This window comes from Acidovorax cavernicola (assembly GCF_003581445.1).
Genome location: NZ_QXMN01000030.1, coordinates 1 through 20,468 on the forward strand (window position 1 = coordinate 1; position 20,468 = coordinate 20,468).

The 20,468-nt window shown below is 66.6% G+C and carries 17 protein-coding genes; 9 read left to right on the plus strand and 8 right to left on the minus strand.

Translation table 11 applies throughout. From position 1 onward, the window contains the following. From D3H34_RS21260 to D3H34_RS21275, 4 genes are all read left to right on the plus strand, one after another. Nucleotides 1-2,798, plus strand: a 2,798-nt coding sequence (locus tag D3H34_RS21260) for a hybrid sensor histidine kinase/response regulator (RefSeq protein WP_119556238.1), incomplete at its 5' end; no start/stop codon positions are given. 2 nt (nucleotides 2,799-2,800) lie between these two features. Further along, nucleotides 2,801-3,808, plus strand: coding sequence for a response regulator transcription factor (locus D3H34_RS21265; protein ID WP_119556239.1), 1,008 nt, complete (start codon nucleotides 2,801-2,803; stop codon nucleotides 3,806-3,808). Between the two features lie 81 nt (nucleotides 3,809-3,889). After that, nucleotides 3,890-4,594, plus strand: a complete 705-nt coding sequence (locus D3H34_RS21270) for a PA4824 family protein (RefSeq protein ID WP_286186021.1) — start codon at nucleotides 3,890-3,892, stop codon at nucleotides 4,592-4,594. A 104-nt stretch (nucleotides 4,595-4,698) separates the two neighbouring features. Further along, a complete protein-coding gene (locus D3H34_RS21275; protein ID WP_119556240.1) occupies nucleotides 4,699-5,937 on the plus strand; it encodes a pyridoxal-phosphate dependent enzyme in 1,239 nt (412 codons plus the stop codon). A gap of 25 nt (nucleotides 5,938-5,962) precedes the next feature. On the opposite strand, the gene D3H34_RS21280 is transcribed toward D3H34_RS21275, so the two are convergent. Continuing rightward, on the minus strand, nucleotides 5,963-6,271 hold the full coding sequence (locus D3H34_RS21280) for a DciA family protein (RefSeq protein WP_119556241.1): 309 nt from the start codon (nucleotides 6,269-6,271) through the stop codon (nucleotides 5,963-5,965). 203 nt (nucleotides 6,272-6,474) lie between these two features. On the opposite strand from D3H34_RS21280, the gene secA reads away from it, so the two are divergent. The 5 genes from secA (at nucleotide 6,475) to D3H34_RS21305 (ending at nucleotide 13,942) form a co-directional block, all read left to right on the plus strand. Further along, entirely contained in the window at nucleotides 6,475-9,261 is a 2,787-nt protein-coding gene (secA, locus tag D3H34_RS21285; protein WP_119556242.1) for a preprotein translocase subunit SecA, read from the plus strand. 30 nt (nucleotides 9,262-9,291) lie between these two features. Then, on the plus strand, nucleotides 9,292-10,521 hold the full coding sequence (gene argJ, locus D3H34_RS21290) for a bifunctional glutamate N-acetyltransferase/amino-acid acetyltransferase ArgJ (protein WP_119556243.1): 1,230 nt from the start codon (nucleotides 9,292-9,294) through the stop codon (nucleotides 10,519-10,521). Nucleotides 10,522-10,603: 82 nt separating this feature from the next. Continuing rightward, nucleotides 10,604-11,479: an ATP-binding protein gene (locus D3H34_RS21295; protein WP_119556244.1), complete on the plus strand. Its 876-nt coding sequence runs from the start codon at nucleotides 10,604-10,606 to the stop codon at nucleotides 11,477-11,479. Continuing rightward, nucleotides 11,476-11,934, plus strand: coding sequence for an NUDIX domain-containing protein (locus D3H34_RS21300; protein WP_286186022.1), 459 nt, complete (start codon nucleotides 11,476-11,478; stop codon nucleotides 11,932-11,934). The genes D3H34_RS21295 and D3H34_RS21300 overlap by 4 nt, the downstream gene beginning before the upstream one ends. A 37-nt stretch (nucleotides 11,935-11,971) precedes the next feature. Continuing rightward, entirely contained in the window at nucleotides 11,972-13,942 is a 1,971-nt protein-coding gene (locus D3H34_RS21305; RefSeq protein WP_119556246.1) for an acyltransferase family protein, read from the plus strand. A gap of 66 nt (nucleotides 13,943-14,008) precedes the next feature. Here D3H34_RS21305 and D3H34_RS21310 read toward each other — a convergent pair whose 3' ends face one another. The 7 genes from D3H34_RS21310 to D3H34_RS21340 form a co-directional block, all read right to left on the minus strand. Next, nucleotides 14,009-14,218 carry a DNA gyrase inhibitor YacG gene (locus D3H34_RS21310; protein WP_434057702.1) on the minus strand — a complete coding sequence of 70 codons (210 nt, stop codon included), beginning with the start codon at nucleotides 14,216-14,218 and terminating at the stop codon, nucleotides 14,009-14,011. A gap of 8 nt (nucleotides 14,219-14,226) precedes the next feature. Continuing rightward, a complete protein-coding gene (zapD, locus tag D3H34_RS21315) occupies nucleotides 14,227-14,982 on the minus strand; it encodes a cell division protein ZapD (protein WP_119556248.1) in 756 nt (251 codons plus the stop codon). A 36-nt stretch (nucleotides 14,983-15,018) separates the two neighbouring features. After that, nucleotides 15,019-16,044 carry a hypothetical protein gene (locus tag D3H34_RS21320; RefSeq protein WP_119556249.1) on the minus strand — a complete coding sequence of 342 codons (1,026 nt, stop codon included), beginning with the start codon at nucleotides 16,042-16,044 and terminating at the stop codon, nucleotides 15,019-15,021. 6 nt (nucleotides 16,045-16,050) lie between these two features. Further along, entirely contained in the window at nucleotides 16,051-17,547 is a 1,497-nt protein-coding gene (locus tag D3H34_RS21325) for an MBOAT family O-acyltransferase (protein ID WP_119556250.1), read from the minus strand. Nucleotides 17,548-17,623: 76 nt separating this feature from the next. After that, a complete protein-coding gene (gene coaE, locus D3H34_RS21330) occupies nucleotides 17,624-18,235 on the minus strand; it encodes a dephospho-CoA kinase (RefSeq protein ID WP_167481252.1) in 612 nt (203 codons plus the stop codon). A 13-nt stretch (nucleotides 18,236-18,248) separates the two neighbouring features. Beyond that, the gene (locus tag D3H34_RS21335) at nucleotides 18,249-19,214 is read right to left on the minus strand and encodes a prepilin peptidase (RefSeq protein WP_119556251.1); all 966 of its coding nucleotides are present in this window, start codon (nucleotides 19,212-19,214) and stop codon (nucleotides 18,249-18,251) included. Continuing rightward, entirely contained in the window at nucleotides 19,214-20,443 is a 1,230-nt protein-coding gene (locus D3H34_RS21340; RefSeq protein ID WP_119556252.1) for a type II secretion system F family protein, read from the minus strand. The genes D3H34_RS21335 and D3H34_RS21340 overlap by 1 nt, the downstream gene beginning before the upstream one ends. Between the last annotated feature and the right edge of the window lie 25 nt (nucleotides 20,444-20,468).

Genomic DNA, 20,468 nt, shown 5'->3' on the forward strand with positions numbered 1-20,468 from the left:
GGCCGGGATGGGTGGTGCTGGGCGTGGTCAAGATGCTGGGCGGGGCGCTGCTGGCTTACCTGGCGATCACGCACATGGTGCCGGTCGAGCGCGCCGTCGATCCGAACCAGATGTACCTGGCGGCCTACGAGTACGTGTTTCCGAACTACGGCTGGGCGGTGGCGGCCACGGCGTTGTTCGTGGTGATCTCGCAGTTGAAAATCAACGTGACGAATGCCTATGCGGGCTCGCTGGCCTGGAGCAATTTCTTCTCGCGCGTGGCGCACAGCCATCCGGGACGCGTGGTGTGGGTGGTGTTCAACGCGCTCATCGCCTTCATGCTGATGGAGATGAATGTGTTCGAGGCACTGGGCGATGTGCTGGGCCTCTTCGCCAACATCGCCATCGCCTGGATGATGGCCGTGGTGGCCGACCTGGTCATCAACAAGCCGCTCGGGCTGTCGCCGCCGGGCATCGAGTTCAAGCGCGCGCACCTGTGGGACATCAACCCGGTGGGCGTGGGCGCGATGGCGCTGGCGTCGGTGCTGTCGATCACGGCGCACCTGGGGGTGTTCGGGCCGCTGGCGCAGGCCTTCTCGGCGCTGATCGCGCTGGGCACGGCATTGGTCGCATCGCCGCTGCTGGCGTGGGCCACGGGCGGCAAGTACTACCTCGCGCGCACGTCGGATGCGGGTGGCTCCGTGCTGTTCGCGCCGGCTGCAGGCGGGCGCGAAGTGCGCTGGGCGCGGGTCGAATCCTCGTCGGAAGAGGGCGGCAGTTACCAGCGCCTGAAGGTGCAGCACTGCGTGATCTGCGAGCGCGAATACGAAGGGCCCGACATGGCGCATTGCCCGGCCTACCAGGGCGCGATCTGCTCGCTGTGCTGCACGCTCGACGCGCGCTGCGGCGACCTGTGCAAGCCGCACGCGAGCCTGTCGGCGCAGTGGTCCGCGGTGCTGCGCTGGCTGCTGCCGCGCCGCAGCTGGCGTTACCTCGACACGGGGCTCGGGCACTTCCTGCTGCTGATGCTGGTCATCGTGCCGCTCCTGGCCGTGGTGTTCGGCGTGCTCTACCAGCAGGAGCTGCGGGCCCTGAGCGAAGGTGCGCTCGCGCTGGCGGCGCAGGCCGATGTGGCCGGGGCGCTGGCCTCTGTGCAGCAGGCTTCATTGCGCTCGGGCTTTCTGAAAGCCTACATGGCGCTGCTGGTCATCGCAGGCATCGTCGCGTGGTGGCTGGTGCTGGCGCACCAGAGCCGCAAGGTGGCGCAGGAAGAATCGAACCGCCAGACCCACCTGCTGGTGCGCGAGATTGCCCTGCACCGCGAGACCGACCGCGCGCTGCAGGACGCCAAGCAGAGCGCCGAGGAGGCCCGTGAGATCGCAGAGCACGCCAAGCTCGCGGCCGACCAGGCGCGGCGCGCGGCGGACCTCGCGAACCAGGCCAAGAGCCGCTACATCAGCGCCATCAGCCACGAGCTGCGCACGCCGCTCAACAGCATCCTGGGCTACGCGCAGCTGATGGGCGAAGACCACTCGGTGCCGCCGCACCGCCAGCAGGCCGTGGCCGTCATCAAGCGTGGCGGCGAGCACCTGCTGTCGCTCATCGAAGGCACGCTGGCCATCGCCCACATCGAGGCCGGCAAGCTCACGCTGGACGCGCGCCCGATGCGCTTTGCCGACGCGATGCGCGAACTCGCCGACATGTTCGAGCTGCAGGCGGCGGAGAAGGGCCTGAGCTTTCATTTCGAGGCGGCCGGCGCGTTGCCCGAGGTGGTGCGCGCGGACGAGAAGCGCGTGAGCCAGATCCTCATCAACCTGCTGGGCAACGCGATCAAGTTCACGGCGGCGGGGCAGGTGATCTTGCGCATTTCCTACGCGCGCGAGTTCGCCGCCATCGAGATCGAGGACACCGGGCCGGGCATGACGGCGGCCGACATCGAGCGCATCTTCGAGCCCTTCGCGCGTGGCCATGCGGCGGTGTCGTCGGCGCCGGGCGCGGGCCTGGGCCTGACCATCGCGAAGATGCTGACCGACCTGATGGGCGGCGAGATGAAAGTGCGCAGCACGCCGGGCGAGGGCTCGCTGTTCTGCGTGCGGCTGTTCCTGCCGCGGGTGCACGACGCGGTGGCGGGCGCCGCGCGCATCGCACCGGGCCCGCGCGCGCGGCGTGGCTACGAGGGCGCGCGCCGGCGCCTGCTGGTGGTCGACAACGAGGAGGCCGACCGCGAACTGCTGGGCCATGTGCTCGCGCCGCTGGGCTTCGAGCTGCGCACGGCGGCCAGCGGTCATGACGCGCTGGACCTGATTGCCGCCGGCTACCGGCCCGACGCCATGTTCGTCGACCTCGCGATGCCCGGCATCGATGGCTGGGAGACGATCCGCCGCGCGCGCAGGCTGGGACTCGCCGACGCGTCGGTGGCCATCGTCTCGGCCAACGCCTTCGACAAGGGGCTCGACAACGACGTGGGCATTGCGCCCGAGGATTTCTTCGTCAAGCCCGTGCGCCACACCGAACTGCTCGACTGGCTGGAGCGCCGGCTCGCCTTGCAATGGACCGACATCGCCGTACGGCCCGCGCCCGCCGTGGCTGCGCCGCGCGCGATGCAGCCGCCGTCGCTGGTGCGCCTGCGCGCGCTCGACGAGGCCGTGGCCCTGGGCTACTTCCGAGGCATCATGAACCAGCTCGACGACATCGACCTCGCGCAGCCCGAATGCGCCGCGTGGACCGAGGCCCAGCGCGCACTGGCCCGCCAGTTCCAGTTCGAAGCCATGGGCCGCGCGCTGGCCGAGGCCGCAGAAGCTGCCGAGGGCGCCGCATGACCATGGAAACTTCCGCGCTCGCCCGCACGCTGCGCGAACAGCAGGGCGCTCACGGCGACCTCGTGCTGATCGTCGACGACGTGCCCGACAACCTTGCCGTGCTGCACGACGCGCTCGATGAATCGGGCTACACCGTGCTCATCGCCACGAATGGCGAGCAGGCGTTGCAGCGCGCCGCGCAGGCGCGCCCCGACATCGTGCTGCTCGACGCCATGATGCCGGGCATCGACGGCTTCGAGGTGGCGCGCCGGCTCAAGGCCGATGCCTCTACCGCGCACATTCCCATCGTCTTCATGACCGGCCTGACGGAGACCGAGCACCTCGTGGCCGCGCTCGAGGCGGGCGGGGTCGACTACGTCACCAAGCCGATCAAGCCGAAGGAGGTGCTGGCGCGCATGAACGTGCACCTGCAGGGCGCCCGCCGCGCGCGGCAGGAGGCGCACCAGGCCGGGCAGGCGCGCAACGCGCTCGACGCCTTCGGCTACGCGAGCATCACGGTGCGGCTGCCCGAGGGGCGGCTGATCTGGCAGACGGCGCTGGCGCGCGAGTTGCTGGCGCGCTACTGCGAGACGCAGGCGCCCGAGACGCCGCCGGTCGTGCTCGAGTGGCTGCACCAGCACGCACCCGAGGCGCGCGCACGCGGCGTCGAGCCGCCGGCCCTGGCGATCGCGCAGGGCGCGCGCAGCCTGAGCCTGCGGTTGCACCGCCAGACCGGCGAGGACGACGCGGGCGACGAATGGATGATCGTCATGCGCGAGATCTCGGACACCGCCGTGATCGAGGCCATGAGCCTGAGCCTGAAGCTCACGGCGCGCGAGGCCGAGGTGCTGTACTGGGTGGTCAAGGGCAAGACCAACAAGGACATCGGCGAGATCCTCGGCAGCAGCCCGGCCACCGCCAAGAAGCACCTGGAGCGCGTGTACGTGAAGCTGGGCGTCGAGACGCGCACCGCCGCGGCGGGCGTGGCGATCAAGCGCATCCGCGAGCTGCAGCCGCAGTTCGAGTTCTGAATGCGGTGCGGCAGCGTTGCGTCATGGCGCGGACTTTCCGGCTTCCTAGAATGAGACAAGGGCTCTTCGGGGAAGCACGAGATGAAGAACAACAAACGCACCGCACGCCTGCAACTCGCCGCATTCACCGTGTTCACGACGCTGTCGGGTACCGGCGCGCATGCCGCCGGCCACTTCGATGTCGACGATGCCGGCACGCTCGACCCGGGCCAGTGCCAGTACGAAACCTGGTGGGGCCGCAGCGGCGTCGAGCCGGTCGTCGGCCTGCATGTCGGGCCGGCCTGTCGCGTCGGGCCGGTCGAGCTGGGGCTGAACTTCGACCGGCTTTCGGTGCAGGGCGTGCACTCGGTCACGGGCGGTCCGCAGATCAAGTGGACCTTTGCCGGGACGGCCGCCGACGCGCCCTTCAGCGCCGCCGTGTCGATGGGCGCGGTGGCCGACCTGCGCCGCGGCGGTCGCATGGGCGGCCAGCTGGTCGTGCCGCTCACCTGGCGTCCCACCGGCAGCCTGCAGTTCCACGCCAACCTGGGCGCCGACTGGGCGCTGGGCACCGGCGCGCGCACGCCGCGCGGCGGCCTGGCGGTGGAGTGGGCGCTGAACGACGCCGTGTCGCTGATCGCGGAGCGCAATCGCGCAGGGGGCGTGTGGACCTCGCGCGTGGGCGGCCGCTTCAGCCTGACGCCGCTCATCAGCGTCGACATCAGCGCCTCGCGCACCGGGCTGCCGGGCGGGCGTGGTGTGCGCGGCGTGGTGATCGGGCTGAACCACGAGTTCACGTGGAAATAAGTGAAGAGAAACTGAAATCCACTGCAATGGGATGAACTCCCGTATCGTGGATTTCGTTGATTTTGAATAAGATTCGGTCACATTTATTAACGAGTCAACGATCCGTGACCCCATCGCCCGTTCTGGACTTCAAGTTCACCGCGCCGCCGGAGCGCCCCGCGCAGACCTATCTGCCGGGCCGTCCCCTGGCCGGGGTGCTCGGCCGCTCGTTCATGCCCGAGCGCAACCCGCGCCTGCAGGGCCTGCAGTGCCTGCGTTGCGACACGCTGTACCCGGTCACCCTCGCGAACGACGGCTGCCCGGCCTGCCGGCAGGCCGGCTTTCACGTCGGGCTGCAGGCGAGCTACCGGCCCGGGGGCGCGGACGTGGTGCCGATGCCGTACGTGCAGGGTTTTTCGCTGGGCGAGGGGAACACGCCGCAGCACGACATACCCGAACTGGCGAAGCGGTTCGACATTGCGCGCCTGAGCATCAAGGATGAATCCCGCAACCCGACCGGCTCGCCGAAGGACCGGCTCACGGCGATGGGCGTGGCCCAGGCGCTGGACGCCGGCGCCCACACGCTGGTGCTCGCATCGTCGGGCAACACGGCGGTATCGGCGGCGCACTACGCATGGGCCGCGGGGCTCGGTTGCGAAGTGGCCACTTACGAGGCGATGCCCGCCACCTATGCCCGCCAGCTCGACGCGCTGGGCGCGCGGCGCTACGTCTTCGCCGACAACACCGGCCGCTGGGGCTTCGTGCGTGAGCGCTCGCAGTACCCAGGGTATTTCGCGCTTTCCAATTACCGCCTGCCTGCGCTTGGCAGCGCGCCGCTGGGTGTGGAAGGCTACAAGGCCATCGCCGAGGAGTGCCTGAAGGATGGCGGCCTGCCCGATCACGTCGTGGTGCCGACCGGGCGCGGCGACATGGCCTGGGGCATCTACGCGGGCTTTCGCGACCTGCTGGCGGCGGGGCGCATCGCGCGCCTGCCGCGGATGTGGCTGGTCGAGCCCTTCCCGCGGCTGTCGCGCGTGCTCGAGGGCGGGGCCCTCAACGGCAGCTACCCCGGCCGCACCGCGCAGCTTTCGAGCGCGGGCGCGACGGTCACCTACCTGCAATGGCAGGCGGCCACGGCCAGCGGCGGCGGTGCCGTGGTGGTGGGCGACGACGAGGCCCGCGCGGCGCGGCGGCTGCTCACCGCGGCCGGCGTGAGCGCCGAACTGGCGGCAGCGGCGGGCCTGGGGGCGGTGCGGCAACTGCGCGAGGCCGAGACCATCGCGGCCGACGCACATGTCGTGCTGGTGCTGACCTCCGACGCTTCCAGCGATCCGAGCTGGCCTGATCGCGCTGTCGCTGCCTGAGAAAAAGAGTGTGTGGCTTCGGGGCTCACCGCCCCGTGTACACCTTGATCCGGATCGTCGACACGTCCCAGCCGCGGTTCTTCAGGCGCGTCACCAGCATCGGCGACAGTTGCCGCAGCTTGGCGGCCGCGGCGCTGCCCTTGACCAGCAGGCACCAGACATCGCCCTCGGCCGGCCCGGGCTGGATGGCCGCGCGCATGGCCGGTGGAATCAGCCCTTCGATGGCCTTCAGCCGCTCGGCGCTGTCGCGCGCGCGCGCCATCAGGCTCCCCAGTGTGGGGGCGCCTGCCGCAGCTTCCTGCAGTGAGATGGCGGGGGGGAGTCGGCGATACATGGGTAATCCAGGGGTTAGAAACAAGACAGCTAAAATGCCCGGTTTGCCGACGCTTGCGTCGGCGTTGTTCCGGAACGGGGCCATCCGACTTCGAGACTTGCGAAGCTTGCATTCGAAGAAGATGCGCCCAACTGCTTTCACCATATCTTAGGGAATCCGGTCGCAGTGCCTGTCGTCTCAGGTGCACGCCCCTCTCCACGCCCATGGCAACCAACTTCCTGACCCAGATCTTCGGCAGTCGCAACGACCGGCTCCTCAAGCAGTATCGCAAGACAGTGACGCGCATCAATGCGCTCGAACCCGAGTTCGAAAAGCTCAGCGAGGACGCGCTGCGTGCCAAGACGCAGGAATTCAAGGACCGCCTCGCCAAGGGCGAGACGCTCGACGACCTGTTGCCCGAAGCCTTCGCCACCGTGCGCGAAGGCTCCAAGCGCATCATGAAGATGCGCCACTTCGACGTCCAGCTGCTTGGTGGCATGGCGCTGCACAACGGCAAGATCTCCGAAATGCGCACGGGCGAAGGCAAGACGCTGACCGCCACGCTGCCGGTGTACCTGAATGCGCTGTCCGGCAAGGGCGTGCACGTGGTCACGGTGAACGACTACCTCGCCAACCGCGACGCGACCTGGATGGGCCGCCTGTACAACTACCTGGGCCTGTCGGTCGGCATCAACCTGCCGCAGATGCCGCGCGAGGAAAAGCAGGCCGCCTACGGCAGCGACATCACGTACGGCACGAACAACGAGTACGGCTTCGACTACCTGCGCGACAACATGGTCTACGAGCCCGGCGACCGGGTGCAGCGCGGCCTGAACTTCGCGATCGTCGACGAGGTGGACTCCATCCTGATCGACGAGGCCCGCACGCCGCTAATCATCAGCGGCCAGGCCGAAGACCACACCGACCTGTACCTGGCCATCAACAAGGTGGTGCCGCTGCTCAAGAAGCAGGAAGGCGAAGCCGATCCGCGCACGGGCGAGGGCGTCACGGTGCCCGGCGACTTCACGGTCGACGAGAAGACCCACCAGGTGTTCCTGACCGAAGACGGCCACGAGAATGCCGAGCGCATCCTGGGCGAGCTCAAGCTGATTCCCGAAGGCGCGTCGCTGTACGACCCGGCCAACATCACGCTGATGCATCACCTGAATGCCGCGCTGCGTGCCCGCCACCTGTACCACCGCGACCAGCACTACGTGGTGCAGCAGGGCGAAGTGGTGATCGTCGACGAATTCACCGGCCGCCTCATGAGCGGCCGCCGCTGGAGCGACGGCCTGCACCAGGCCGTGGAAGCCAAGGAAGGCGTGGAGATCCAGGCCGAGAACCAGACGCTGGCCTCGATCACCTTCCAGAACTACTTCCGCCTGTACGGCAAGCTGGCCGGCATGACCGGCACGGCCGACACTGAGGCCTATGAATTCCAGGAAATCTACGGTCTCGAGACCACGATCATTCCGCCGAACCGCATCAGCAAGCGCGACGACCAGCTCGACCGCGTCTACAAGACGACGCGCGAGAAGTACGAAGCGGCGATCCAGGACATCCGCGAGTGCTACGAGCGCGGCCAGCCGGTGCTGGTGGGCACCTCGTCCATCGAGAACTCCGAAATCATCGACGCCCTGCTGGAGAAGGCGGGCCTGCCGCACCAGGTGCTGAACGCCAAGCAGCACGCCCGCGAAGCCGACATCGTCGCGCAGGCCGGCCGCACGAAGATGATCACCATCGCGACCAACATGGCCGGTCGCGGCACCGACATCGTGCTGGGCGGCAACATCGAGAAGATGATCGAGGCGATCGAAGCCGACGAAGGCCGCGACGAAGCCACCAAGCAGGCCGACATCGCCCACGTGCGCGCCGAATGGACCAAGGACCACGAGTTCGTGAAGTCGCTGGGCGGCCTGCGCATCATCGCCACCGAACGCCACGAGTCGCGCCGCATCGACAACCAGCTGCGCGGCCGCTCGGGCCGCCAGGGCGACCCGGGTTCGTCGCGCTTCTACCTGAGCCTGGACGATCCGCTGATGCGCATCTTCGCGGGCGACCGCGTGAAGGCGATCATGGACCGCCTGAAGATGCCCGATGGCGAAGCCATCGAGGCCGGCATTGTCACGCGCAGCATCGAAAGCGCGCAGCGCAAGGTCGAGGCGCGCAACTTCGACATCCGCAAGCAGCTGCTCGAGTACGACGACGTGTCGAACGACCAGCGCAAGGTGATCTACCAGCAGCGCAACGACATCCTCGACGCGGGCGACCTCACGGCGCAGATCGCCGCGCTGCGCGAAGGCTGCTTCACCGACCTCGCGCGCCAGTACGTGCCGCGCGAATCGGTCGAGGAGCAGTGGGACCTCGACGCCCTCGAGAAGAGCCTGTTCAGCGAATGGGGCATCGACATGCCGCTCAAGCAGCAGGTCGAGGCTTCCGAAGCCATCTCCGACGAGGAAGTGGTCGAGAAGATCGTGGCCCATGCCAACGAGAGCTTCGATGCCAAGGTCGCGCTGATCGGCCAGGAGAACTTCACCCAGTTCGAGCGCATGGTGCTGCTGCAGAGCATCGACACCCACTGGCGCGAACACCTGGCCTCGCTCGACTACCTGCGCCAGGGCATCCACCTGCGCGGCTATGCGCAGAAGCAGCCCAAGCAGGAATACAAGCGCGAGGCCTTCGAGCTCTTCGGCCAGCTGCTGGACTCGGTCAAGAACGAAGTCACGCGCCAGCTCATGACGGTGCGCGTGCAGTCGGGCGAGCAGCTCGAGCAGGCTGCCGAAGAGATGGAAAGCCGCGGCGAGAACGTCTCGAACATCACCTACACCGCGCCCACCGAGACCGGTGGGGTCGAGGTGCGTGTCGACGAGGAAAACCAGCGCCGCATCGCGGCCGCGGGCCTGGGCACGCTGGGCGCCGAAGCGGCAGCTTTCGCGCGCGTCGGCCGCAACGACCCGTGCCCCTGCGGCAGCGGCAAGAAGTTCAAGCAGTGCCACGGCAAGCTGAACTGAAATCCCGAACGCTTCATTGAGAGAAATTCCATGCCCGTGAACCTGTCAGCTCCCGATCCCGCCGCCTTGTTCGCGGTGCCCGGCGTCCGCATCGGCGTGGCCGAAGCCGGCGTGCGCAAGGCCAATCGCAAGGACCTGACCGTCGTGCTGATCGACGAAGGCTCGGCGGTCGGCGGTGTGTTCACGCAGAACCGTTTCTGCGCGGCCCCGGTGCAGGTCTGCCGCGACCACCTGGCGTCCAACTTTGGCATCCGCGCGATGGTGATCAACACCGGCAATGCCAATGCCGGCACCGGCGAAGAAGGCCTGATGCGCACGCGCGCGACCTGCATCGCGCTGGCCCGCCACCTGGAGCTGGCACCCGAGCAGATCCTGCCGTTCTCGACCGGCGTGATCATGGAGCCGCTGCCCGTGGACCGCATCGAAGCCGGCCTGCCCGCCGCGCTGGCCGATGCGTCGGAGAACAACTGGGGCCGTGCCGCCGAAGGCATCATGACCACCGACACGATCCCGAAGGCGTTCAGCCGGCAGGTGAAGATCGGCGGCGCCACGGTCACCATCACCGGCATCAGCAAGGGCGCCGGCATGATCCGCCCGAACATGGCCACCATGCTCGGCTTCATGGCGACCGACGCGAAGATCGACCCGTCGCTGATCCAGCCGCTGGCCAAGCAGCTGGCCGACGCCTCGTTCAATCGCGTGACCATCGACGGCGACACCTCGACCAACGACTCGTTCGTGGTCATCGCCACGCAGAAGGCTGCGCACGCGACCATCACCTCGCTCGACTCGGCCGACGGCCAGGCGCTCGTGGCTGCGATGCGCGACGTGGCGCGGCTGCTGGCGCAAGCCATCGTGCGCGACGGCGAAGGCGCGACCAAGTTCATCACCATCCAGGTCGATGGCGGCAAGAACACGGCCGAGTGCCGTCAGGTGGCCTACGCCGTGGCGCATTCGCCGCTGGTCAAGACCGCTTTCTTCGCCAGCGACCCGAACCTGGGCCGCATCCTGGCGGCTGTCGGCTACGCCGGCATTGCCGACCTCGACCAGACCGGCATCGACCTGTTCCTGGACGATGTGCATGTGGCCGTGAAGGGCGGGCGCAACCCGTCGTACCGCGAGGAAGACGGCCAGCGCGTGATGAAGCAGAGCGAGATCACGGTGCGCATCGGCCTGGGCCGCGGCAACGCGAGCGAAACCGTGTGGACCTGCGACTTCAGCCACGAGTACGTGACCATCAACGCCGACTACAGATCATGATGACCCCCACGCTCCGCACTTCGTGTCGTCGCTGCCCCCCGAGGGGGTGCTCAACGCCCTTCGGGCGGCCGGGCGGGCGTCGATGAACGAGCAGTTCCAGAAGCTGATCGAGCGCGCCGAGCAGCTCATCGGCCGCATCGAGTCGATCCTTCCCCAGCCGCTGGCCGCGCCGGCCGACTGGAATGCCTCCATCGCCTGGCGTTACCGCCGCCGCAGCTCGGGCCACGGCGTGCTTGAGCCGGTGAAGCATGTGGCGGCGATGTCGCTCGATTCGCTGAAGGAAATCGACGTCCAGAAGGAAAAGATCGCGCGCAACACGCAGCAGTTCGTCGAGGGCAAGCCGGCCAACAACGTGCTGCTGACCGGTGCACGCGGCACGGGCAAGTCGTCGCTGATCCGCGCCTGCCTGCAGGCCTATGCACCGCAGGGCCTGCGCCTGATCGAGGTCGACAAGGCCGAGCTGACCGACCTGCCCGACATCGTCGAAGTGGTGTCGCAGCGACCCGAGAAGTTCATCGTTTTCAGCGACGACCTGAGCTTCGATGAAGGCGAGCCGGGCTACAAGGCGCTGAAGTCGATCCTCGACGGGTCGATCGCGGCCTCGACGCCCAATGTGCTGATCTACGCGACCAGCAACCGGCGCCACCTGCTGCCCGAGTACATGAAGGACAACCTCTCGTACACCCACACCGAGGACGGCGAAGTCCATCCGGGCGAGGTGATCGAGGAGAAGATCTCGCTGTCGGAGCGCTTCGGCCTCTGGGTGAGCTTCTATCCCTTCAGCCAGAACGAATACCTGACGATCGTGGGCCAGTGGCTCTCGTCGTTCGGCGTCAGTGATGCCGCCATTGCGGCGGCACGGCCCGAGGCGCTGGTCTGGGCGCTGGAGCGCGGCTCGCGCAGCGGCCGTGTGGCTTACCAGTTCGCGCGTGACTACGCCGGGCGGGCCCAAGCGTGAGCGAGGCTGTGGCATCGGCACGCAAGCACACCGAAGTGGCCGTCGGCGTGCTGATCCGGCTGGCCGACGATGCGCTGTTGCTCACCACCCGTCCCGAAGGCAAGGCCTACGCGGGCTACTGGGAGTTTCCGGGCGGCAAGATCGAAGTCGGTGAAACGGTCGAAGAAGCCCTGCGCCGCGAGCTGCAGGAAGAACTGGGCATCACCATCGGCGGCGCCGAGGTCTGGAAGGTCACCGAGCACGACTACCCGCACGCGCTGGTGCGCCTGCACTGGTGCAAGGTAACGGACTGGACCGGCGAGTTCGAAATGCGCGAAAGCCAGGCCATGGCCTGGCAGCAGCTGCCACTCGACGTGGCACCGGTGCTGCCGGGCGCGCTGCCGGTGCTGGCGTGGCTCGTCGAGGAACGCGGACTGCCCGCGTCGGCCGCCGAGGCGGTGTCGACCGTCGCCTGACGACACACGGCGCGACCGTGGCCCTGAAGTAAGAGATATGCATCCCAAGTACCGCGCCGACATCGACGGCCTGCGCGCCGTGGCCGTGGCCTCGGTCGTCATCTATCACGCGTTTCCGAAGCTGCTGCCTGGCGGCTTCATCGGCGTCGACATCTTCTTCGTGATCTCGGGTTTCCTGATCACGACGATCATCATGCAGAGCCACGCGGCCGGCGATTTCAGCTACCGCGATTTCTATGCACGGCGCATCCGCCGGATCTTCCCGGCGCTGATGCTGGTGCTGGCGGGCGTGCTCGCCTTCGGCTGGTACGTGCTGCTGAACAAGGAGTTCGTCGAGCTGGGCAAGCAGGCGCTGGGCGGCGTGGGCTTCGTGGCCAACTTCGTCTTCTGGAGCGAGGCCGGTTACTTCGACACGGCCGCCGAGACCAAGCCGCTGCTGCACCTGTGGTCACTGGGCATCGAAGAGCAGTTCTATATTTTCTGGCCGCTGCTGCTCGGCCTGGCCTGGCGTCGGCGCTGGCCGATCGTGCGGGTGCTGTGGGTGCTCGCGGTGGTGTCGTTCCTCATCAACGTGACGACGATCCATCCGTTCCGCACCGCAGCGTTCTATTCGCCGGCCTCGCGTTTCTGGGAGCTGATGGTGGGCGGCATCCTCGCCTGCATGCGGCTGAAGCCCGCGGCACCGAGCGTCTGGCGCAGCCATGTGCAGTCGGTCCTGGGTGTGGGCCTGATCGTGCTCGGCCTCGTGATGATCCGCAGCGACAAGGCCTTCCCAGGCTGGTGGGCCCTGTTGCCCACCCTGGGCGCGGTGAGCTGCATCGCCGCCGGCCCGACGGGTGTGTTGAACAAGTACTTCCTGTCGAACCGCGCGATGGTGTGGATCGGCCTGATCAGCTATCCGCTGTACCTGTGGCACTGGCCGCTGCTGGTGTACGCACGCATCGTCAAGGGCGTCGGCCTCGAGCCGTCGGTGGGCACGCGCCTGGCGATGGTGGTCTCGAGCGTGCTGTTGGCCTGGCTGACCTATCGCTTCATCGAGCGGTTCACGCGGGCCCGCTTGGGCGTGGGCATGTTGCGCACGCTCGTGGGCACCGGCGCCTTCGTGGCCGTGGCTGGCGTGGCTGTGATGAACGGCTTGCCCGCACGCCACAACAGCGAGCTGCTCCAGAAGGTGACCGACGCAACGGTGGACGGTGACTATTACAGCGGCTTTTCTTCGGAAAACTTCGGCCCCTACGCAGTGAATCGCGTCGGCAACGGCGCTCGCAAGGTGCTGCTGATCGGCGACAGCCACGTCATCGAATACGGTCCCCGCGCCGAGGAACTGGCACGCACCGCGCCGGAGCGCATGGCGACCACCTACTTCTTCACCTACGGGGCGTGCCCGGCCATTCCGAACGTCTTCGCCGAGCAGAACCCCGGCTGCGGCCCGGCTCGCGATCAGTGGATGGCGATGGCGCGCGACCCGCAGATCGACACCGTGGTGATCGGGAGTTGCTGGAACTGCTACTTCACGGGCGATTTCCCGCTGGACTATGTCTATCGCGAAAACGGTGCTTCGTTGTCTCTGACCCGCGGAGACCGTGCAGGCATCGAGCCCTCGCTGAAGGCGCTGCAGGCGTGGGTGACCGAGTTGGTCAAGCAGAAGAAAAAGGTCTACCTGCTGCTCGACAACGCGCTGGGCGACGACTTCGAGCCGCGTCGCATGATCGCAGGCAGCCGCCTGCACACGCTGACGGTCGTGGGCAACTCGCCGACCGCACCCGCACCCGCCGACCAGGTGAAGCTCAACCAGCGGCTCCTGCAGATCGCGGCCGCCAGCGGGGCGGAAGCGATCGACGTGTTGGGCGCCCTGTGCAAGGACGGACAGTGCCCGCGGACGATGCCCGACGGTGCGCCGGCCTACAAGGACCACGGCCACCTGCGGCCGGCGTTCACGCGCCAGTTCGCGACTTACCTGGACAAGGTGTTCCTGGAAGAGGGCGTGCAGCCCGCGGCTGCCAACTGATCGTCTGGTTGGGCGCGGCAGCCCGCAGCGCTTGCCGGGGCTGCGGTGCCGGGCAGCCTGGACCGCCTATTGCTGCAGCTTGGGATCGCCGAACGGCTCGTCGTCGGGCGGTGTCTCCGCCGGCATCCTGAACTCTTCGGTGGCCCAGGCGCCGAAGTCGATGCCCTTGCAGCGTGCGCTGCAGAACGGCCGGAACGGGTTGCGCTCGGCGTAGATGCTGTCGCCGCCGCAGGTCGGGCAGCGGACGATGCGCTCGTCTTCTTTCTTCTTGCTCACACCATGCCTCATGCGCAGAGTGTCAGTTCGAAGGGCGTGTCTTCCGTGCTCGGATGCAGGCGGTCGTCGGACTCGTGCCGCATGAGCCGCACCGAAACCATGAGGCGGTTGCCACTGATTTCTGGGATGAGGCCCAGCTTGGGATCGATGCGCAGCCGCAGCAGCTGGAAGCTGCGCCCCTGCGGCAGGTTCTGCTGGAACTGGCCGTGGCTGGCGATCACCTTGTAGGGCACGTCGGCGTCGCGCAGCAGCTTGAGCAGCAGATAGATCGACGACGCCAGCGGCGACAGCGTGTTCGACCAGCGCTCCAAGTCAGCGCGGCGGCTGGCCGGGGTGCGGTGCTGCCAGGCGTAGTAGGCGGGCAGGTCGAACTCGCAGGTGCCGCCCGGAATGCCGGCACGGCTGCGGATACTCATGAGCCACTCGTTCTCGGTGAGTGCCTGTCCTGCCTTGCCGGCCACGCTGTTGAGCGAACTGAAGTTGCGCTCGAGCTGGTCGACCACCTGGTTCAACACCGTCTCGGCGATGGCCGGATTGCCCCGGTAGCTGTTGAAGACGTTCTTGTGCTTGTCGAGGTCGCGCAGCACGTCGGCCTTGAGGTCGGCGCGCGCCGCCACGTCCATGATCTCGAAAATCGTGACCAGTGCGTAGTGGTGCGAAAGCGGCGATTCCGAGGGCACCAGTTCCCCGAGGCGACGGAACAGATGCTCCAGCCTCAGGTACGTACGGATGCGCTCGTTGAAGGGGTACTCGTAGAGGATCACGCGTATTTGTCGGTTTCCTGTCGCGGAATCATAACTTCAGGGCGATTTCGAAGGGGGTGTGGGCATCACTTCGCGCACGGCGGCCAGCATGCGCTCGCCCAGGGCGAGCTGTCCGTGCATGGACATGTGCGTGTCGTTCGAGAAGTAGAAGTCGCGGATCTGCGTGTGCTTTTCGCGGGTGAAGGCGTAGAGGTCGGGGCCGAGCTTCGCGCTGCTGAAGCCGCTTTCGAAGTCCTTCGAGAAATCGGGATTGATGTAGACCGTGGTCTTGTTGGGCACCACCATCCACATGATCGGGATGGTGCTGTGCGCACCGGTGAAGTTCTTCATTCGCGCCAGCGTGTCGAGGGTCAGCGGGCCATTGTCATCGTCTTCCTTGAAGAAGGGCATCCGGTCGCACTGGCGATGCGAGAAGAATTTGCAACCATCGGGTACTTTCCTGACCCAGGTGTCACGATCGAAATAGGTGTCTACCGGCGAGTTCTTGGCCCTCCACGTGTGGTAGTAGGTCACGACACCCGTCATGTACTGCACTTCCCAGTTGGGCGAGAAGGTCGGCACGGTCTCGTCGGGCTCGATGAGCGGCTCGGCCTTGGCGCTGTACGGGAAGATGGTCTTGCCGTCCTTGCAGCGCTCGCTGTAGCGCATGCGCATGTCCAGCAGGCGCTCCACGCTTTCGATGATGACCAGCTTGCCCTTGAAGCCGGAGTTCTGGACCCACTGGCTGAAGTCGCCGCACAGCGATTCGCCGTACTGGCCCCAGTAGGAGGTCGAGACGCGGTAGCCGGCCTTGGCGAGCACCGACTGCCAGCGGTGGGTCATGGAGAAGCTGTCGCCAACGACCATCACATCGGCCTGCGCGATGGGCGTGCTGGCGAGGTAGACCGGGTCGACCTTGGGCGGCGGGTCCCGCCAGCCGAATTCACGTTCGGACAGGCGTCCGATGCGCGTGAGGTCGCCGTAGGGGACCGGGCTGGTGAGCGAAACGATCCACAGGGCCATCAGGACGAAGTAGCCGATGAGGAAGAAGCGCAGCCAGACTTTCGCGGGCGTCGTCGTCATGTCGAATCAGAATTGGAAATAGAGGAAGGGGCTGTAGCCGCCCAGCTTCGAAACGCACCACGCGAACAGCGCGAAGGTGCCAATGGCGAGCACGACGGTCGACAGGCGGGCCATCACCGGACGGCCGGCCATCGATTTCGGGTGGGGAATCCAGCGCTCCAGCGTGATGGTCGGCGGCAGCGTCAGGCAGATGATGATCGCCACCAGCATGAGCTGGAAGAACTCCGGCTTGCGGAACGGCACCTTGCCGAACTCGCTGAACGCCGATGCCGGTGCGCCGTTCAGGCCGAGCATGCCCTTGTAGACGGACATGGCCGTGTCCATGCTGTCGGCGCGGAAGACGATCCAGGCCACCACCACGCACACGAAGGTCAGCAGCCAGCCCAGCACGCGCGCGATGCGCCCCGGGGTGGCGTTGCGGCGGACCTTGGCGTTCCAGAGGTGGTTGATCATCAGGAACACGCCGTGCATCGCACCCCAAATCACGTAGGTCCATGCCGCGCCGTGCCACAGGCCGCCCAGCAGCATCGTGAGGAACAGGTTGATGTAGCGCCGCGCCGGGCCCTTGCGGTTGCCGCCCAGCGGCACGTAGAGGTAGTCGCGCAGGAAGGTCGACAGCGAGATGTGCCAGCGGCGCCAGAACTCGATGATGTTGGTCGACTTGTAGGGCGAGCGGAAGTTGAGCGGCAGCTGCACGCCCAGGCACATCGAGAGGCCCACGGCCATGTCCGAGTAGCCCGAGAAGTCGAAGTAGATCTGCAGCGTGTAGGCCATGGCACCGAACCACGCGGTGTACAGCGTGGGTTCGATGCCCCCCTTGTGAACGCCGTTGAACATCAGGTCGGCGTACTGGCCCATGGGGTCGGCGATCAGCAGTTTCTTGGCAAGGCCGAAGACGAAGATCGCGACGCCGATGGCGACCTTGTTCGGGTCGATGCGGTAGGTCGCGGGGTTCGCGAACTGCGGCATCATCTGCGCGTGATGCAGCACCGGGCCCGCGATCAGGTGCGGGAAGTAGGTGACGAACAGCATGTAGTGAATGAAGCTGCGCTCGTGCACCTTGCCCTGCCAGCAGTCGACCAGGAAGGCGATCTGCGTGAAGGTATAGAACGAGATGCCGATCGGCAGCACGATGTGCACGAGCTCGATCGGCGTGAGACCCGCCGCGACCAGTCCGGCATCGACGTTCTGCAGGAAGAAGTTGGCGTACTTGAAGACAGCCAGCACGCCCAGGTTGATCACGAGCGCTGCGATCAGCAGCGCCTTGCGCTTGCGCTCGTTGCGGCCCGGCGCAGGCGACAGCTGCAGGCCGAACCAGTAGTTGACGCAGATGGAGCCCAGCAGCAGCGGCAGGGCCTCGACGCTCCACCAGCCATAGAAGAACAGCGAGGCCAGTCCGAGGAAGCCGGCGGCGGCGCGGGTGTTGCGCTTGCCGATCAGGAAGAACCCGAGCAGGACCAGCGGGAAATAGACAAAAATGAAGGGATACGAGTTGAAAAGCATCTCGGGGAGGGCACTGCTGTGGCGAGCGCCTTTTTGTCGTAATCGTTATAGAGCCGCCGGGGCGGCTGGTCGCCGATTATCGCGTGGTGGCCGCAGCCCACAGTTTCCAGAGACCCCGCACCTCGGTGCCTAGTTCCGCGAGCGTCAGCGACTCGTTGTAAATCACGGCGTCGGCGGCGGCCCGACGTGCCTTGCGCGGGGCCTGTTGCGCGATCACGGCACGCACGGCCTCGGGTGCCCAGCCCGAGCGCGACATCACACGCTGGAGCTGCGTTTCTTCCCGGGCATCGACCACCAGCACGCGATCCACCAGGGTGCGCCAGCGGCCGGATTCGACCAGCAGCGGCACGTCGAACACGACCACCGCATGGTCGCCGGCCGCAGCCGCCTGGCGTTGGGTTTCGGTGCCGATCAGCGGGTGCAGGATGGCTTCGAGGCGGGTCTTGGCGCCCGCATCGGTGAACACCAGCTGGCGCATGGCGACCCGGTCGAGGCTGCCATCGGGGGCGATGACCGAGGAGCCGAACGCCGCTTCGATGGCGGGCATCGCGATGCCACCGGTTTGCGCGATGCTGCGTGCGATGGCGTCGGTATCGACCAGCACCGCACCTTCAGCCACCAGCAGCGACGCGACCGTGCTCTTGCCGCTGCCGATGCCGCCGGTCAGACCGATGCGCTTCACTGCCATGCCGCAGTCATTCTCAAAGGGCCAGGGCCCCGAAAGGGAAAGCGAAAGGAATCCATTGCTTCACGACGGCGGGGCCGGCCACAAGGCAGATCAGCCCGGCACCGGCCAGGAAGGGGCCAAAGGCGATGGGAATGTCCTTGTGGGCCAGCTTGCCGGCGAAGCGCAGCGTCAGGCCGATCACGGCACCCACCACCGAGGAGACGAGGATGATTGCGATGAGGTAATCGGCGCCGAGCCAGGCGCCCAATGCGGCGAGCAGTTTGAAGTCCCCATGTCCCATGCCTTCCTTGCCTGTGACCAGGCGATAGGCATGGTACACAAGCCACAGGCTCAGGTAGCCGAACACGGCGCCCCAGACTGCAGCGCTCAAGCCGATACCGGTCCAACCCATGGCGGCACCGATCAGGCCGAGCCAGAGCAGCGGATAGTTCAGCGCATCGGGCAGGAACTGGGTGTCGAAGTCGATCAGGAACTGGCAGATCAGCACGGCCCCGAAGGCCGCCCAGAGCGCGCCCGTAGGGGTGAGGCCGAAGCGATGGCCGCACAGCGCGAACAGCGCACCCGTGATGAGCTCCACGAGGGGGTAGCGAGGGCTGATCGCCGTCTTGCAGCTGGCGCACCGGCCGCGCAGCAGCAGGTAGCTGAGCACGGGGATGTTCTGGTACCAGCGGATCTGGTGGCCGCAGGCGCCGCATCGCGAGGCGGGGCGTGTGAGGTCGAAGGGCGGCAGCTTCTCTAGAGCTTCGGCCGCCTTGTCCGCTGCCGCTTCAAGACATGCAGGCGGCACCGCTTTTGGACCGAAGACCAGCGACCAGAGTGAAGGCATGTCCTTCGACGACATGAGGTTGGCGACCGCATCGCTCAGCCAGCCTCGATACATCATGACCGGGGTCCGGTAGATCACCACGTTCAGGAAGCTGCCGATCAATAGCCCCAGCACACCGGCCAATGCGGTGTCGAACCCTTGCGACACCAGCATCAGACGACCTGGCCGAGCTTGAAGATGGGCAGGTACATCGAGACCACGATGCCGCCGATGATGACGCCCAGGAACACGATGATGATGGGCTCCATCAGGCTGGAAAGGCCGGCGACCATGTCGTCGACTTCGGATTCATAGAAGTCCGCGGCCTTGCCGAGCATGTGATCGATCGAGCCCGACTCTTCACCGATGGCGGTCATCTGGATCACCATCGATGGGAACAGGTTGACGTTGGTCATGGCCGCCGTCAGGCTGGTACCGGTCGAGACTTCCTGCTGGATCTTGGCTGTGGCGTCGCCGTAGACCGAGTTGCCTGAAGCACCTCCCACCGAATCGAGAGCCTCGACCAGCGGCACGCCGGCCGCGAACATGGTGGCGAGCGTGCGGGTCCAGCGCGCCACACAGGATTTTTCGATCAGCGTGCCGAAGATGGGCAGGCGCAGCAGCAGGCGGTCCATGACCTTCTGGACGCGCTCGTTGCGTTTCCAGGCTTGGAGGAAGAAGTAGATGCCGCCGCCGAGCACGCCGAAGATCAGCCACCAATAGGAAACAAAGTACTCGCTGATTGCCATCACGAACAGCGTCGGCGCGGGCAGGTCGGCACCGAACGAGGAGAACACCTGCTTGAAGGCGGGGATCACGAAGATCATGATGATCGCGACCACCACGAAGGCCACGACCACCACCGAGGTCGGGTACATCAACGCCGACTTGATCTTCGACTTGATCGCCTCGGTCTTCTCCATGTAGGTGGCTAGGCGATCGAGCAGGTCTTCCAAAATACCGGCCGCTTCACCGGCTTCCACCAGGTTGCAGTACAGGTTGTCGAAGTACTTCGGAAACTTGCGGAAGGCGGCAGACAACGAGGTGCCGGTCTCGACGTCGCTGCGGATGTCGTTCAGCAGCTTGGCGACGCTCGGGTTCGCGTTGCCGCGACCCACGATGTCGAAGGATTGCAGCAGCGGCACGCCGGCCTTCATCATGGTCGCCAACTGGCGCGTGAAGATGGCGATGTCCTTGGGCTTGATGGCCTTGCCCGAGCGCATGCGGCGCTTCTTGATCTTGGACGCCAGCACGCCCTGCCGGCGCAGGGCCGCCTGCACCTGGTTCTCCCCGGCTGCACGAAGTTCGCCGCGCACCAGCTTGCCGTTGCGATCCTTGCCTTCCCATTCGAAGACAAATTCCTTGTGCGTGACCTGGGAGCGTGGAGTTGCCACTGTTGCCATTCGATCTCCGGTGTTCAGTGTGTTC

What these genes read in the sequence shown, in the direction of transcription:
- D3H34_RS21305 (WP_119556246.1), top strand. Translation starts at nt 11,972, where the DNA reads ATGCATCCCAAGTACCGCGCCGACATCGACGGCCTGCGCGCCGTGGCC.
- D3H34_RS21295 (WP_119556244.1), top strand. Translation starts at nt 10,604, where the DNA reads ATGAACGAGCAGTTCCAGAAGCTGATCGAGCGCGCCGAGCAGCTCATC.
- coaE (WP_167481252.1), bottom strand. Translation starts at nt 18,235, where the DNA reads ATGGCAGTGAAGCGCATCGGTCTGACCGGCGGCATCGGCAGCGGCAAG.
- D3H34_RS21270 (WP_286186021.1), top strand. Translation starts at nt 3,890, where the DNA reads ATGAAGAACAACAAACGCACCGCACGCCTGCAACTCGCCGCATTCACC.
- D3H34_RS21325 (WP_119556250.1), bottom strand. Translation starts at nt 17,547, where the DNA reads ATGCTTTTCAACTCGTATCCCTTCATTTTTGTCTATTTCCCGCTGGTC.
- D3H34_RS21280 (WP_119556241.1), bottom strand. Translation starts at nt 6,271, where the DNA reads ATGTATCGCCGACTCCCCCCCGCCATCTCACTGCAGGAAGCTGCGGCA.
- D3H34_RS21320 (WP_119556249.1), bottom strand. Translation starts at nt 16,044, where the DNA reads ATGACGACGACGCCCGCGAAAGTCTGGCTGCGCTTCTTCCTCATCGGC.
- D3H34_RS21340 (WP_119556252.1), bottom strand. Translation starts at nt 20,443, where the DNA reads ATGGCAACAGTGGCAACTCCACGCTCCCAGGTCACGCACAAGGAATTT.
- argJ (WP_119556243.1), top strand. Translation starts at nt 9,292, where the DNA reads ATGCCCGTGAACCTGTCAGCTCCCGATCCCGCCGCCTTGTTCGCGGTG.
- D3H34_RS21335 (WP_119556251.1), bottom strand. Translation starts at nt 19,214, where the DNA reads ATGCTGGTGTCGCAAGGGTTCGACACCGCATTGGCCGGTGTGCTGGGG.
- D3H34_RS21265 (WP_119556239.1), top strand. Translation starts at nt 2,801, where the DNA reads ATGGAAACTTCCGCGCTCGCCCGCACGCTGCGCGAACAGCAGGGCGCT.
- secA (WP_119556242.1), top strand. Translation starts at nt 6,475, where the DNA reads ATGGCAACCAACTTCCTGACCCAGATCTTCGGCAGTCGCAACGACCGG.